This is a genomic window from Streptomyces sp. NPDC043738, from assembly GCF_056436545.1.
Map to the genome: position 1 here is coordinate 217,529 of NZ_JBWKCJ010000009.1, position 15,388 is coordinate 232,916.

Below are 15,388 nucleotides of genomic sequence, written 5' to 3' on the forward strand. Positions count from 1 at the left end.
CTTCTCGTTCCTCTCCCCTCCCTCCTCCTCGCCCCTTGCGCTCTCCTCTTCCCCCCCCCCCCCCCCCCCCCCCCCCCCCCCGCCGTGGCCTGTCCGCCTCCGGGCGACAACCCCGCTGTCACCCGAGCGACTTGACCGGTCAGAACCGCCGGTCGGAGCCCTCCAGGCCCAGCGCCCGCAGCGCGGAGCGGGCCGCGTTGTGGCCGCTCATGCCGTGGGCGCCGGCGCCCGGCGGGGTGGACGCCGAGCAGAGGTACACGCCGGGGACGCCCGTGCGGTAGGGGTCCAGGGCGATACGGGGGCGCATCGTCAGCTGGAGCGGGAGGTTGGCGCCGCCGATGATGTCGCCGCCGACGAGGTTGGCGTTGCCGCGTTCCAGGTCCGCGGTGGTGGTGGCGGTGACGGCGACGATCCGCTCGCGCGTGCCGGGCGCGAAGCGCTCGAACTGCGCCAGCATCGCGGCGGTGGCGTCGCCGCGGTAGCCGTGGGGCACATGCGCATACGCCGAGACCGGGTGGACCTCGCCGGCGGAGCGGCCGGTGTCGGCGAGGTAGGACTGGGAGACCAGGAGGAACGGCCGCTCGGGCATCCGCCCGCGGTACACCTCGTGCTCCGCGTACGCGATCTGCTCGAAGCTGCCGCCCAGGTGCACGGTCCCGGCCCGCCGGCAGGCCTCGGCGCGCCAGGGAATGCCGCCCTCGACCGCCAGGTCGAGCTTGAACGCGCCGGGACCGTGCCGGTAGCGGGTGTAGGCACGGCGCACCCGGGGCGGCAGCCGGTCGCCGATCACGGCTGCGGCGGCGGCAGGGGCCAGATCCAGCAACACCGTTGCCGCGGGCGGCAACTGGTCGAGTGAGCCGATGCGCACCCCGGTCTCGATGCGCCCGCCCTCCGCGAGGAGCATGGCCGCCAGAGCGTCGGCGATCGCACGGGAGCCGCCCTTGGCGACCGGCCAGCCGTACCGGTGCCCGGCCGCGATGACCATGACTCCGATGGACGCGGTGACCGGCCGGGTCAGCGGCCCGAAGAGATGCGCCGCCACCCCGCCGAAGAGGCCGCGCCCGGCTTCCGTGCGGAAGCGGCGGGCGACCAGGGTGGCGGGCTGCAGGGCGTGCAGGCCGAAGCGCGCGAGCCGGAACGGATGCCGGGGCACCGTGACCAGCGGCCGCATCACCGCGTCGGTCAGCACCTCGGCGTCCGCGGCCAGCGGCCCGAACAGTCGCCTCCAGGCGGGCCCGTCGGCGCCCAGGGCGTCCGCCGTCCGCCCGACCGAGGTGTAGAGCGCCCCGGCTTCTCCGCCGTCCACCGGGTGGGCGAGATCGACCTCGGGCCAGCACCATTCCAGCCCGTATGCGGCAAGGTCCAGCGTGCGCAGATACGGGGAGCCGGCGCCCATCACATGGGTCGAGGAACAGTGGTCGAAGAGCACGCCGGGTACGGACAGCTCGCCGCTGCGGACCCCGCCGCCGATCTCGTCGGCCGCCTCGAACACCGTGACCCGCAGTCCGCTGCGGGCCAGTGTGACCGCCGCGGCCAGCCCGTTCGGTCCCGCGCCCACCACTACCGCTGCCTCGCGCTCCCGCCCTGCCCGTAATGTCATGCCCTCAGCATGCCAAGGAATCGGGAACGCCTCGGGGGCGGGCCGGGCGGGGAGCGCCTCGTCAGCTCCCCGGGCACGGGCCGGTGCTCTCGCGGGTCTCCAGGTGCGGCTGTTCGCCCCGTACGGTGCGTGGCGCCCCGCCGTCGAGGACGGTGAGGAGTTCCTGGGCGGCGAGCCGTCCGAAGCCGGGGGTGTCGCGGACCAGTGCGGTCAGCCGGGGGTGGGTGACGCGGCAGAGCGCCGAGTCGTCCCAGGCCACGATCGACAGCCGGCCGGGGACGGGGATGCCCCGCCCGGCGGCGACCGAGGCGCCGGCCACGGCCATCACGTCGTTGTCGTAGATGATCGCGGTGGGCGGCTCGGGAGCGTCGAGGACGCGGCGGGTGGCGTCGGCCCCTTCGGCATCGGAGTAGTCGGTGGTCACGGAGCGGACCCGGCGTTCGTCGAGGCCGCGGAGGGCCGCTTCGGTGCGCAGTGAGCGGATGCGGCGTTCGGTGTGGGCCAGGCCGGGCAGGCCCGCCACGTGCACGATGCGGCGGTGCCCGAGGCCGTGGAGGTGGTCGAGGACCCGGGCCATGGCCTCGGAGTCGTCGGCCCAGACCGTGGCGAGCGGGGACTGCGGGTGGGCGGCGGGCCGCTCGGCCGCGGCCGGGCCGGGGGCGGACGGGCCGCCGATGACGACGGCCGGCAGGCCGAGTGCGGCGAGCAGCTCCGGTCGCGGGTCCTCGGTGCGCGGGTCGACGACCAGGACGCCGTCCACCCGGCGTTCGGCCCACCAGCGGCGGTAGAGCGCGCACTCGGCGTCGAGGTCCTCGACGACCTGGAAGAGCAGCGCGATCCGGCGCACCGAGAGCACTTCCTGGATGCCGGAGACGAGCTGGAGGAAGAAGGACTCCACGCCCAGGGTCCGCGCGGGCCGGGCGAGCACCAGCCCCAGGGCGCCGGCGTGTTCGCCGGACAGTGCGCGGGCCGCGCTGTTGGCCTGCCAGCCCAGTTCCTCCGCGACGCGTCGTACCCGGGCACGGGTGTCCTGGGAGACGCCCGGCCGGTCGTTGAGGGCGAAGGAGACGGCGCTCTCCGAGACTCCGGCCCGGCGGGCGATGTCCTTGATCGTCGGTCGGCGCGCCGGCCTCCGGCGGGCGGCCTCACCGGGCGCTGTCATGGCGGGCTCTCCTCGACCTAAACCGCATTAGTGCGCCCAGTCTGATCAGCGGGGAGTGCCGTGTCAAACCCCATGCGGACGGCCGTTGCGGACACCTTGACGACGGCGTCCACCGGCCCGGGAAGCGGTTGTTCGAACAGGGGTGTTGACACCCACTAAAACGCATTAGTACCGTCTGCCGCATCATCGCCCGAGGGCCAGTGAAAGACCCGGCGGAGCGGCTCGAGAAATCCGCCGCACGCTTTCCGGATCCGTACCACTGGTCTATTTTTCGGCCACTGGTTTATATGGTCCTGCGCGACAGTCTCCGCACCTGTGTCTGGTTCGAGCAAAGGAGCCGCCAGTCATGCGTATTTCCCGTCGAGCGACTGCCGCGACGGCAGCGTGGGTCATCCCGGTGCTCGCCTTGGCCGCATGCGGTCCTTCAGGGGGCTCCGGAGGGGCGGACAGCGCCTCGGGAAAGGTCGAGGGGCAGGTCACGTTCCAGACCTGGAACCTCAAGGCAAATTTCAAGGACTACTTCGAGGGTGTCATCGCGGATTTCGAGAAGGAGCATCCGGACGCCAAGGTGAAGTGGGTGGATCAGCCGGCCGAGGGATACCCGCAGAAGTTGAGCGCGGACGCGGCGGGCGGGACGCTGCCGGACGTCGTCAATGTTTCGCCGGATCTCGCCTATCCACTGGCCAAGGCTGGGCTGGCACTCGACCTGGAAAAAGCCGCGGGAAAGTACCGCGAAGAGTACCTCCCCGGCGCGTGGAAGAGTCATGAGATGCCGGGGCTGCCGGGGGTCTATGCCTTTCCCTGGTATCTGAACACCGGGCCGATGTTCTACAACAAGGACCTCTTCAAGAAGGCCGGGCTCGATCCGGAGAAGCCACCGGCCACCTATGACCAGCTCTTCACCGACGCGGTCACGATGGCGAAGAAGAGCGGGCGCAAGATAGCGATGCTCGCCAGTACGCCGTCGATCGAGGACTTCGGACGGTACGGCGTACGGCTGATGAACGCCCGCGGCACGGAGTTCACGTTCAACGAGCCCAAAGGCGTGGAGCTGCTGCGGCACTACAAGGAGCTGTATGCGTCCGGGGCGCTGGACTCGCAGGCGCTGACCGCGCAGGCGGAGTCGTCGGGGCGGAAGTTCCAGCAGCAGTCGGTGGCGATGAATCCGGGCAGCGCGCTCGATCTGGAGAACTTCAAGAAGGAGGCGCCGAGCCTCTACCGGCACATCGGTATCACCGACGCGGTCAACAACACCGGTAAGGCCAATATGTACGTCCAGGGCCTGATGGTGAACGCGCAGAGTGAAGTCAAGCCGGCGGCGGTCGCGTTCGCGCACTTCGTCACGGACAAGAAGAACCAGATGGCCTTCGCCAAGAAGGTCACCATCTTCCCCAGCACCAAGGGCTCGCTGGAGGACCCCTACTTCACCAAGGAGGACGGCACCGACGCGACCCGGGTGCGGGTGGTGTCGGCCAAGTCGCTGAAGACCGCGGTGAATTACACCCCGGTGCTGCTCAGCGACCAGATGAAGACCGTGCTGCGCAATGCGGTCGCCAAGGCCGTGCGGGGCGAGCAGCCACCCGAGGCGGCGCTGGACGGTGCGGTCGCCGAGTGCAACCGCCTGCTGAAGACCGGCTGAGGCCGGGCGCCGCGTGAAGACGCACAAGCCGGCCAGTCCCTGGCTGTTCCTCGGCCCCGGGCTGCTGGTCGTGGCCGCGTTCGGCCTCTATCCGTTCCTCAGCACGGTGGCGCACTCGTTCACCGATGCCCGCACGCTCACCGCGGGCCGGTTCGTCGGCGGCGCCAACTACCAGGAGCTGATCCATGACGCGATGTTCTGGACGGGGCTGCGCAACAGCCTGCTGTACGTCCTGGGGGTCGTCCCGCTGCTGGTGATCCTCCCGCTGCTGCTGGCCATGCTGGTGCAGCGGCAGATACCCGGGATCACCTTCTTCCGCGCCGCGTTCTACACGCCGGTGGTCGCCTCCGTGGTCGTGGTCGGTCTGATCTGGGTGTGGCTGCTGGACGACCGGGGGCTGATCAACGCCCTGCTGGAGGGCCTGGGCTTCGGCAGGGCGGGCTTCCTCAGCGACCCCTGGCTGCTGCTGCTCAGCGCGATGGCGGTCACCGTCTGGAAGGGCCTCGGGTACTACATGATCATTTACCTGGCGGCGCTGGCGAACGTTCCACCGGAGCTGCACGAGGCGTGCGCGGTCGACGGCGCGGGAGCGGTGCGCCGCTTCGTGACCGTCACGGTGCCCGCGGTGCGGAGCACGATGGTGCTGGTGGCCGCCCTGTCCGCGGTCGGCGCCTTCAAGGCGTTCTCCGAGGTCTATCTCATGGCCGGTCCGACCGGCGGCCCCGGCGGGGAGGACACCACGTTGGTGATGCTCGTCCAGCAGGCCGGAACCGGCCTCAGCGGCCGGGTCGGCTATGCCTCCGCGCTGTCCGTCGTGGTCTTCGTGATCACACTCGGGCTGATGCTGCTGGTGCTGCGCGCCGGCCGCAAGGAGGAGGCGTGAACGCCGCGGGAGCCGACGCGCCACGGCGGCGCGACGGGCGACGGCGCGCCGGGCGACGGCGGCTGCCGTGGTGGCGGTTGCCGCTCCGCTACCTCCTGCTGCTCGCCGTACTGGCACTGACCGTCGGGCCGTTCCTGTGGCAGCTGTCCACGTCTCTCAAGGGACCGGGCGAGGACATCTACCGCTATCCGCCGAGCCTGATCCCGCAGGACGCCACGCTGGCCAACTATGCCGGCGTCGCAGAGCTCATCCCGGTCTGGGACTTCGCGCTGAACTCCCTGAAGGTCGCCACCGCCAATGTGGTCACCAACTGCGCCGGGGCGGCGCTCGCCGGCTACGCACTGGCCCGGATGCGCTTTCGGGGCCGCAAGGCCGCACTGGCCGTCTTCATCATGGCGATGCTGGTGCCGGTCGAGAGCATCATGATCGCCCAGTTCGTGACGATGCGGGAACTGCAGCTCAACAACACCCTGCTCGGTGTGGTGCTGCCCGGCTGCATCGGCGCGATGAACGTGCTGCTGATGCGGAACGCCTTCGCGAATCTGCCGTACGAGGTCGAGGAGGCGGCGTTCGTCGACGGGGCCAACGCCTGGCAGCGGTTCGTACGGATCGCGCTGCCGTCGGTCAGGGGCACCCTCGCGGTCGTGGCGATCTTCTCGTTCATGGGTGCCTGGGACGACTTCCTGTGGCCGCTGATCGTGCTCAGCGACCAGTCGAAGTTCACCCTGACCATCGGACTGAACTTTCTGCACGGCACCTTCGCGGACAACCAGCGGCTGGTCGCGGCCGGCACCGTCATCGCCGTCGTCCCGCTGATCGTGCTGTTCGCCTGTCTGCAGCGTTACTTCTTCCGCGGCGTCGGCGAGGGCGCCGTCAAGGGCTAGGACGGTCCGGTGGGTCAGGGCCGGACCCGGCCATGACCCACCGGACCCGCCCTGAGCCGCCCCGGCCCGCCCGATCCCCGCCCGTACCCACAGGAGCCCCATGCGATTCGGCGCCAACTACACCCCCACCCGAGGCTGGTTCCACCACTGGCTCGACTTCGACCTGGACGCCGTGCGCGCCGACCTCGACTCGATCGCCGCCCTCGGCCTGGACCACATCCGGGTCTTCCCGCTCTGGCCGCTCTTCCAGCCCAACCGCACCCTGATCCGGCCGCGCGCCGTGGAGCAACTGGTGCACCTGGCGGACGCCGCGGCCGAACGCGGCCTCGACGTCAGCGTCGACGGGCTGCAGGGCCATCTGTCGAGCTTCGACTTCCTCCCCGCCTGGACGCAGACCTGGCACCGCCGGAACATCTTCACCGACCCGGAGGTACTGGCGGGCCAGGAGGAGTATCTGCGGACGCTGGCCGCGGCGCTCGCCGACCGGCCGAACTTCCTCGGGATGACGCTCGGCAACGAGATCGACCAGTTCTCGGACGGTCCGCACCCGGACCCGGACCGGATCACCGACGAACAGGCCGAAGCCTGGCTGAGGCGGATGCTGGCGGCGTGCGAGCGGGGCGCGCCGGGCCGGATGCATCTGCACGCCGCGTACGACGCCGCCTGGTACCGCGACGGCCACCCCTTCACACCCGCGCAGGCCGCCCGGCTCGGCGCCGTCACGGCCGTGCACTCCTGGGTGTTCAACGGCACCGCACAGCGGCACGGGCCGACCGGCACCGCCACCGAGCAGCACGCCGCCTACCTCATCGAACTGTCCAAGGCCTGGGCCGAGGACCCGCACCGCCCGGTGTGGCTCCAGGAGGTCGGCGCCCCCGCCCCGCACATCCCCGAGGAGGGCGCGGCGCGCTTCACCGGGGCCACCGTCGCGGCCGCGCTGGACTGCCCGGACCTGTGGGGCGTCACCTGGTGGTGTTCGCACGACGTGGCGCGCTCGCTCGCCGACTTCCCCGAGCTGGAGTACGGGCTGGGCCTGCTGCGCAACGACCGTACGGTCAAGCCGGCGGGCCGGGCGATCGCGGCGCTGGTCGAGGAGTACCGCGGCCGGGCACACCGGCCGCCGGTCCGCAGCACGGCACTGGTCGTCGACACCGGCGGTGCGCAGGCGGCGCCGCGGCGTTCGGTGTGCGCGCCCGGCGGCCCGGTCTTCGAGGCCTGGGCGGAGCTGGCCGCCCAGGGGGCCCGGCCGGCTCTCGTACTGGCCGAACTCGCCACCGACGCCGCACATCTGACGTCCCGTGGAATCACCGAGGTCCGCACACCCGACGAGGTCGGCCCCGCGCGCCGCCCGTCGCCGTCCGTCCCCCACCGGAGGAGCACCTCATGACCCGGCAACCGTCGCCCCTACCCCGCCGCCGTGTGCTGCTGGCCGGGGCCGGCGCCGCGGCCGCGCTGCTCGGGCCGTCCCTCGGGAGCGGCCCGGCGCTGGCCGCCGGCCGTCCCGGGGCCCGTGCCGCGGACTCCTTGCAGCCGTACGCGTCGTACTGGTTCCCCGACTCGCTGCCGTCGGGCACGCCCGGAGAAGGCATCACCTGGCGGAGCCTTGCGGACTGGCGCCCCGAGACCGACCGGGACCTGGCGTTCAACACGGCGACGGTGCCGCTGGCCGAGCGCTTCACCCCGGTCCCGGCGAACACCACGGCGCGCGCGGGCCAGGCCCGGATCAGCGCGCTGGCGGCCTTCGACCACACCGCGGGCAACCCCTCACAGGGCTCGGCGACGGCCGACTACTACGCGCCGACCCACTGGGCGTACCTCGACGAGCTGGTCTTCTGGGGCGGCTCCTCCGGCGAGGGCCTGATCCTCGCCCCGAACGCCCCGGTCGTCGACGCCGCGCACCGCAACGGCGTCCCCGTCCTCGGCACCGTCTTCCTCCCGCCGGTCGCCTACGGCGGGCAGTTGCGCTGGACCCGCGACCTGGTGCGCAAGGACGCGTCGGGGCGCTTCCCGCTCGCCGCCAAGCTGGTGCGGGTCGCGACGGTGTACGGCTTCGACGGCTGGTTCATCAACGCCGAGACCGAGGGCGGCGATGCCGCGCTGGCCGCCGACATGCAGGCGTTCCTGCGGGCGCTGCGGGCCGCGGGCGCCCCGCAAGGTCTGCGGATCACCTGGTACGACGCGATGAACACCACCGGGCAGGTCGGCTGGCAGGGCGCGCTCGACGAGCTGAACCGGCCGTTCTTCCAGGACGCGGCGGGACCGGTCGCCGATTCGCTGTTCGTCGACTTCCGCTGGAGCGCGGGGCGGCTGGCGGACTCGGGGCGCCTGGCGGATCGGCTGGGCCGCAGCCGCTATGAGCTGTGGGCCGGGGTCGACGTGGAGTCGGCGGGCTGGGACACCCGCACCGACTGGGACGCGATCGTCCCCGCCGGACGCGACCATGTCGTGTCGTACGGCTTCTACCGTCCCGAGTGGACGCTCTCCCACCTGCCCGCGGGGCGTACGCCGGGCCAGTTCCACGCCGCGGACGACCGGTTCTGGTCCGGTGCGGGCCTGGATCCGACCAGGCCCGGCGGCAAGGGCGGCGGCTGGCGGGCACCGGCCACCGCGGTCGCCGACCGTGCGACGCTCGACGCGCTGCCGTTCGCCAGCACCTTCAACACCGGGCACGGTCTGCGCTGGTACGAGGACGGTGCGATCACGTCCGACACGCCCTGGAACCATCTCGGGCTGCAGGACCGGCTGCCGCCGCGACGCTGGGCGGTATGGACGAAGGGCCGGCGCCCGGACGTGTCGCTGGACTTCGCCGACGCCTGGCGCGGCGGCAGCAGTCTGCTGGTGCGCGGCGCCCTGGACGCGCCGGCCACGCTGGAGCTGTTCGGGGCCCGGCTGCCGGCCGGTGACGGGACGGTCCTCGATCTCACCCATCGCCTCGATCCGTCGTCGGGCCCGGTGGTCGTCGAGGTCGCCCTCGCCCTGCGGGAAGCGCCGGCACCGGGCGAGCCCGCACCGTACCGGTACCTGCCGGCGGGCACCCTGGAGCCGGGCGGCGCCTGGCGCACCGACTCGGTGCGGCTCGGCTCGCTCGGCACCGGCCCGGTACACGCCCTGGGCGTGCGGCTGACCGGCCGGGGCGGCGCGCCGGTGGCCTGGCGGCTGGGGGCACTGGCGGTCCATGACGAAGTCACCACGCCGGCCCCGCCCACCGGGCTGGAGGTCACCGACACCGCCACCGCCGACGGGGCGACCTCGCTGCGGCTGCGCTGGCGGCGGGCCGCCGGTCCGGTGCGCCACTACGAGCTGCACCGCCGGCTCCCGGACGGCACGCGCCGGTTCCTCGGCGGCACCTGCGGCACGGCCTTCCACCTACCGGGGCTGCGACGCGTGCAGGGCGAGCCGGCCGCCCGGCTCCAGGTGCGCGCCGTGCAGGAACTGTTCACCGCCTCGGAGCCTGCCGAGGTCGAAGTTCCCTGGTAGGGACGGAAGTTGGGCGCAACCTCTGCCGCCCGTACCCCTCGACGCTACGGAGTCATCGCCATGCATGACGATCGCGCACTGATCGAAGCCCGTCTCAAGCGGGTCCTGGACGAGCGCATCCGGCCCGCGCTGTATCCGGAATCGGTACCCCTGGAGGTCTCGGCGTGGGTCGCGCCGGGAGAGCCGGTGCCGGTGGCGGAGGGTCTGGCCGCCGCGCACACGCCGGTGGCGGTGGGCGACGCCTGGGGCGCGCCCTGGGGCACGACCTGGTTCAAGGTGGTCGGCGAGGTGCCCGCGCGGTGGGCCGGCCGCACCGTGGAGGCCGTGCTGGATCTGGGATTCGACGAGCGGATGCCGGGCTTCCAGTGCGAGGCGCTGGTCCATCTGCCCGACGGCACTCCGGTCAAGGCGGTCAATCCGCGCAACCAGTGGGTGCGGGTGGGCGCGCCGGTCCGTGGCGGCGAGCGCGTCGAGTGGCATCTGGAGGCCGCGTCCAACCCCGTCGTCCTCGATGTCCACCCGTTCCGGCCGACCCCGTTGGGCGACCGGGAGACCGCGGGCAGCGAGCCGCAGTACCGGCTGGCGCGGATGGATCTGGCGGTGTTCGACACCGAGGTGTGGGAGCTGGTCTTGGACCTGGAGGTGCTGGGCGAGCTGATGGTGGAGCTCCCGGTGGACGGTCCGCGCCGCTGGGAGGTGCTGCGGGCGGTCGGCCGGGCGCTCGACGCGGTGGACCCGCAGCGGGTCAACGCGACGGCGGGGGCGGCGCGTGCGGAGCTGAGCGCGGTGCTGGCGGCGCCCGCGGGGGCGTCGGCGCACCGGATCAGCGCGGTGGGCCATGCGCATATCGATTCGGCGTGGTTGTGGCCGCTGCGCGAGACCGTGCGGAAGGTGGCCCGTACGACGTCGAACATGACGGCGCTGCTGGAGGACGAGCCGGAGTTCGTCTACGCCATGTCGCAGGCGCAGCAGTATGCCTGGATCAAGGAGCATCGGCCCGAGGTCTACGCCAAGGTCAAGAAGGCGGTCGCGGAGGGGCGGTTCGTGCCGGCGGGCGGGATGTGGGTGGAGTCGGACACCAACATGCCCGGGTCGGAGGCGATGGCCCGTCAGTTCGTACACGGAAAGCGGTTCTTCCTGGAGGAGTTCGGCGTCGAGAACGACGAGGCGTGGCTGCCGGACACCTTCGGTTTCGCCGCGGGACTGCCGCAGATCATCAAGGCGGCGGGGTCGAAGTGGCTGCTGACGCAGAAGATCTCCTGGAGTCAGGTCAACGCGTTTCCGCACCACACCTTCCGTTGGGAGGGCATCGACGGCACCCGGATCTTCACGCACTTCCCGCCGGTGGACACCTACAACTGCCAGATGGCGGGCAGCGAGATCGCCCATGCGGCGCGGAACTTCAAGGACAAGGGGGTGGCCCGGCACTCGCTGGCACCGACCGGCTGGGGCGACGGCGGCGGGGGCACCACCCGCGAGATGATCGCCAAGGCCCGCCGGCTGCGCGATCTGGACGGTTCGGCGACGGTGGAGTGGGAACGGCCGGCGGACTTCTTCGCGAAGGCGGAGGCGGAGTATCCGCATGCTCCGGTGTGGGTGGGCGAGCTGTATCTGGAGCTGCATCGCGCGACCCTCACCAGCCAGGCCAGGACCAAGCGCGGCAACCGGCGCAGCGAGCAGCTGCTCCGGGAGGCCGAACTCTGGTCGGCCACCGCCGCCGTGCTGGCCGGGCACCCCTACCCCTACGCCGAGCTGGACCGGATCTGGAAGACGGTGCTGCTCCATCAGTTCCATGACATCCTGCCCGGCTCCTCCATCGCCTGGGTGCATCGCGAGGCGGAGAAGACGTATGCGTCGGTCGCCGCCGAGCTGGAGGGGATCATCGCCGCCGCGCTGGCGGTGCTGGCCGGCGACGGCGGCGGGGAGCTGGTGGCGAACTCCGCGCCGCACGCCCGCGGCGGGGTCGCGGCCGGCGCGGTGGCGCCCACGGTGGGCGAGGGGGCGGAAGTGTCCGCCGCGGCCCGTGCCGACGGCGGGTTCACGCTCACCAACGGCCTGCTGCGGATCGTGATCGACGGCCGCGGCCTGGTGGTCTCCGCGTACGACCGGCGGGCCGACCGTGAGGCGGTGGCTCCGGGCGCGGCGGCGAACCTGCTGCAGATCCACCCGGACTTCCCCAACATGTGGGACGCCTGGGACGTGGACGCGTTCTACCGCAATGTCGTCACCGATCTGACGGACGCCGACGAGGTCGTGCTCGGCGAGGTGTCCGGGGACGCGGCGACGGTCCGGGTGACCCGTACCTTCGGCGGCTCGCGGGTGGTGCAGTCGCTGACGCTGGCGCGCGGGCAGCGGCGCCTGGACATCGACACCGAGGTGGACTGGCACGAGACCGAGAAGTTCCTCAAGGCCGCGTTCCCGCTGGACGTACACGCCGAGCGCTACGCCGCGGAGACCCAGTTCGGGCACCTCTACCGGCCCACGCACACCAACACCAGCTGGGAGGCGGCCAAGTTCGAGGCGTGCGCGCACCGGTTCGTGCATCTGGAGGAGCCGGGCTGGGGCGTCGCGCTGGTCAACGACGCGACCTACGGCCATGACGTCACCCGGACCGTCCGGGACGACGGCGACCGGGGCACGACCACGACCGTGCGGCTCTCCCTGCTGCGCGCCCCGCGCTTCCCCGACCCGGAGACCGACCAGGGCGTGCACCGCTTCCGCTATGCGCTGGTGCCCGGCGCCGCCATCGGCGACGCGGTGCGCGAGGGACACCGCCTCAACCTGCCCGAGCGCCGGATCACCGGCGCGGAACCGGTGCCGCCGCTGATCACGGTCGGCAACGACGCGACGGTGGTCACCGCGGTCAAGCTCGCCGACGACGCGAGCGGCGATGTGATCGTGCGCCTCCACGAGGCGCACGGCGGGCGGGCGGTCACGTCGGTGACGGCCGGCTTCGAGGTGGCCGGCGCCGTCACCACCGATCTGCTGGAACGGCCGACCGACGACGGCCCGGCGATCGAGCGGGACGGCGGCACGGTGCGGATGCGGCTCCGCCCGTTCCAGATCGTGACCCTGCGGCTGCGCCGGGCGGGGGATCGCTGAGCGGCGTCTTGCCGATCAGGCGGTGGGCGGGCACGGGGCGGACGTCAGGCCCCTTGCCCGCCCGAGCGCGACCGGGCGTCGCGGCAGGTGTCGCGCCGCAGCTCGGCGCGCCGCTCGCGCCCGGCGCCGCGCCCGGCCCGCCGCCCACGGCCGGGCAAGGGGCCCGGGCCCAGCTCCTGGCCGTATGCCTCCGGGCCCGGGTCCCGGCTCGGATCCAGGCCCAGCATGTCCATCAGCAACGTCAGATCGTTCGCGTTCCGCGCGCGGCCGGCCAGCGCCTTCCTGGCGAGCCGTCGTTCCTCGTCACCCGGCACGGCGCGCGGCACGGTGTGGTCGGCACTGCGGTGTTCATCGCTCACCGCTGCATTCTCGGCCGGACCGCGGCGCCGTGCCCGTCGAGCGGGCCGAGCACAATCCGCCGAGGGGGCAGTACGCCGAACGGGTGAGCCGGGGTCGGTGCCCGTCCCGCGACGAGGGAACCGACGAGGGAACCCCGGCCATCGGTTTTCCCTCTTTATGAGCACTTGTACTTGATCACCCCGTCGCGGAGTCACCGTTGAAACATCGCTATGCCGTCGCGCTCACGGCCACCCTCGTCGCCAGCTGCGCGCTGCTCTCCGGCTGCTCGGACACCGGAAACCCGGTCGACTTCAACGCCGGCTCCAAGGACGGGGGCGGCGCGCGGGTCAAGCCCGTGGACGACGACACCCTGCTGCCCACCGGCCCCAAGAGCGACTTCCGGATCACCCGCACGCTGGACGACGGCACCCATATAGCGCGCGCGACGCTCAAGGGCGCGAAATCGGGCGTCACCGGCAGCGTCTGGGTCTGGGCGCCGAAGGAGTACCAGGACCCGAAGTACGCCAAGAGCGGCTTTCCGGTGCTGATAGCCCTGCCGGGCGGTCTGGGCAGCCCGAAGGAGCAGGGCGGTGTCACCAACTACTGGGTCGGTGGCGACATCGCGCTGCAGGAGAACATCACGAAGTGGACCGCGGAGGGCAAGAGCCTGCCGTTCATCGTGGTGATGCCGATGCTCAACCCGGACACCCAGTACCACGACGGCAGCGACATCCCCGGGCAGCAGAAGATGGGGACCTGGCTGACCGAGGACGTCGTCAACCTCGCGAAGGCCAATTTCCGTACGTACAAGTCGCGGGACGGCTGGGCCTTCATGGGCTCGTCCTCGGGTGGCTTCGCGGGGCTGAAGTCCGTACTGAAGTACCCGGAGAAGTTCAAGGCGGCGATTGCCAGCGGCCCGGACATCGTGCCGGATTCGCCCCTGTGGGCGGGGCACCAGGCGGAGAAGGACGCCAACAACCCGGAGCAGCTCGCCCAGCGCCTCCTCCAGAAGGGCGGCCCGGACGTCTACCTCGCCTTCCAGGCCGGCAGCAGGGAGTCCGCCACCGTCCCCGCCTCGATAGAGAAGTTCCGCCGGACGTACGGCAAGGGTCCGATACACACCTCGATGCAGCTCATACCCGGCGGCCGGCACAACGCCTGGGACTACCAGAAGGGCATGGCGGACGGCTCGATCAAGTTCATCAGCGACCAGCTGAAGGGGCCGGTGGCGAGCGGCTCCTGAATCCGGGGCGACGGCGGCCGGGGGCGGGGCGCGGCGCCCCGGTGCGCGGATGCAGTTCGCCTGGTGGGGGGCGATGCTGGAGTCGTGGGGGACCGTGGTGAGGAGGACGACTCATGTCCATGCTGGACAAGATCAAGCACATGCTGAAGGGCCACGAATCCCAGACGGACAAGGGCATCGAGAAGGCCGGCGACATGGTCGACGACAAGACCCGGGGCAAGTACACGGGGCAGGTCGACACCGGCCAGGACAAGCTCAGGGACGAGTTCGGCGGCGGGCAGGGCAGGGAGCGGCCGCCACAGGGCTGAACCAGCGGTTCTCCCGAGGGTGGCCCCTGGGCCACCGCCTCGCCCGTACGCTGTACGGATGATCTCCGCGTCGTCCGTCCGGCTCACGTCAGATGTCCTGATGCGCCCGGCGGCGCCCGAGGACGCCGCCGGCCTCGCCCGCTCCTACCTGCGGAGCCGTGATCATCTGCGGCCCTGGGAGCCGGACCGGGACGAGGCCTTCTTCACCCCCGACGGGCAGGCGGAGCGGCTGCGGGAGACGCTCGCGGAGCGCCGTGCCGGGCGTTCGATGCCCTGGGTGCTGGTCCGGGAGCCGGACGAAGGTGTGACCGAACCGGACATCGTCGGGGCGATCACCCTCTCCGGCATCGTGCGGGGCCCGTTCCGCAGCGGCAACGTCGGCTACTGGATCGACGCGGGCCAGGTGCGCCGCGGGCTCGCCTGCGCCGCCCTGCGGGCGGTCTGTGCCGCCGCCGACACGGATCTGGGGCTGCACCGGCTGCAGGCCGGGACCCTGGTCGACAACGCCGCCTCACAGCGGGTGCTGGCCAAGTGCGGCTTCACCCCGTTCGGCACCGCCGAGAACTATCTGCACATCAACGGGGCCTGGCGCGACCACCGGCTCTTCCAGAAGATCCTGAACGACCGCCGCCCCTGAGGGCCCCTGGCGCACTGAGCACGGCGGGGGGGGGGGGGGGGGGGGGGGGGGGGGGGGGGGGGGGGGGGGGGGGGGGGGGGGGGGGGGGGGGGGGGGGGGGGGGGGGGGGGGGGG

At 72.2% G+C, this 15,388-nt stretch carries 12 protein-coding genes; 9 read left to right on the top strand and 3 right to left on the bottom strand.

The features are described from left to right. Positions 1–139 precede the first annotated feature (139 nt). Together AC0680_RS15510 and AC0680_RS15515 are read right to left on the bottom strand one after the other, a co-directional pair. A complete protein-coding gene (locus AC0680_RS15510) occupies positions 140–1,600 on the bottom strand; it encodes a phytoene desaturase family protein (RefSeq protein WP_478628514.1) in 1,461 nt (486 codons plus the stop codon). A 61-nt stretch (positions 1,601–1,661) separates the two neighbouring features. Continuing rightward, positions 1,662–2,762, bottom strand: a complete 1,101-nt coding sequence (locus AC0680_RS15515; RefSeq protein ID WP_478628516.1) for a LacI family DNA-binding transcriptional regulator — start codon at positions 2,760–2,762, stop codon at positions 1,662–1,664. A 346-nt stretch (positions 2,763–3,108) separates the two neighbouring features. Between AC0680_RS15515 and AC0680_RS15520 the strand changes: the two genes are divergently transcribed. The 6 genes from AC0680_RS15520 (at position 3,109) to AC0680_RS15545 (ending at position 12,747) form a co-directional block, all read left to right on the top strand. Next, on the top strand, positions 3,109–4,401 hold the full coding sequence (locus tag AC0680_RS15520; RefSeq protein ID WP_478628519.1) for an ABC transporter substrate-binding protein: 1,293 nt from the start codon (positions 3,109–3,111) through the stop codon (positions 4,399–4,401). Positions 4,402–4,414: 13 nt separating this feature from the next. Continuing rightward, positions 4,415–5,284, top strand: coding sequence for a carbohydrate ABC transporter permease (locus AC0680_RS15525; RefSeq protein WP_478628521.1), 870 nt, complete (start codon positions 4,415–4,417; stop codon positions 5,282–5,284). Further along, entirely contained in the window at positions 5,281–6,168 is an 888-nt protein-coding gene (locus AC0680_RS15530; RefSeq protein WP_478628523.1) for a carbohydrate ABC transporter permease, read from the top strand. The genes AC0680_RS15525 and AC0680_RS15530 overlap by 4 nt, the downstream gene beginning before the upstream one ends. A 100-nt stretch (positions 6,169–6,268) precedes the next feature. Further along, complete coding sequence (locus AC0680_RS15535) at positions 6,269–7,555, top strand: glycoside hydrolase 5 family protein (protein ID WP_478628524.1); 1,287 nt, start codon at positions 6,269–6,271, stop codon at positions 7,553–7,555. Continuing rightward, on the top strand, positions 7,552–9,645 hold the full coding sequence (locus tag AC0680_RS15540) for an endo-beta-N-acetylglucosaminidase (protein WP_478628525.1): 2,094 nt from the start codon (positions 7,552–7,554) through the stop codon (positions 9,643–9,645). Before AC0680_RS15535 ends, AC0680_RS15540 begins: the two co-directional genes overlap by 4 nt. 60 nt (positions 9,646–9,705) lie before the next feature. Then, positions 9,706–12,747: an alpha-mannosidase gene (locus AC0680_RS15545; RefSeq protein WP_478628528.1), complete on the top strand. Its 3,042-nt coding sequence runs from the start codon at positions 9,706–9,708 to the stop codon at positions 12,745–12,747. Positions 12,748–12,791: 44 nt separating this feature from the next. Here AC0680_RS15545 and AC0680_RS15550 read toward each other — a convergent pair whose 3' ends face one another. Continuing rightward, the gene (locus AC0680_RS15550; RefSeq protein ID WP_478628531.1) at positions 12,792–13,106 is read right to left on the bottom strand and encodes a hypothetical protein; all 315 of its coding nucleotides are present in this window, start codon (positions 13,104–13,106) and stop codon (positions 12,792–12,794) included. A gap of 197 nt (positions 13,107–13,303) precedes the next feature. On the opposite strand from AC0680_RS15550, the gene AC0680_RS15555 reads away from it, so the two are divergent. From AC0680_RS15555 to AC0680_RS15565, 3 genes are all read left to right on the top strand, one after another. Continuing rightward, entirely contained in the window at positions 13,304–14,329 is a 1,026-nt protein-coding gene (locus AC0680_RS15555; protein WP_478628534.1) for an alpha/beta hydrolase, read from the top strand. A gap of 113 nt (positions 14,330–14,442) precedes the next feature. Next, positions 14,443–14,637 (top strand): antitoxin, encoded by a 195-nt coding sequence (locus AC0680_RS15560; RefSeq protein WP_478628537.1) that lies wholly within the window; start codon positions 14,443–14,445, stop codon positions 14,635–14,637. Between the two features lie 58 nt (positions 14,638–14,695). After that, on the top strand, positions 14,696–15,274 hold the full coding sequence (locus AC0680_RS15565) for a GNAT family N-acetyltransferase (protein ID WP_478628539.1): 579 nt from the start codon (positions 14,696–14,698) through the stop codon (positions 15,272–15,274). Positions 15,275–15,388 lie beyond the last annotated feature (114 nt).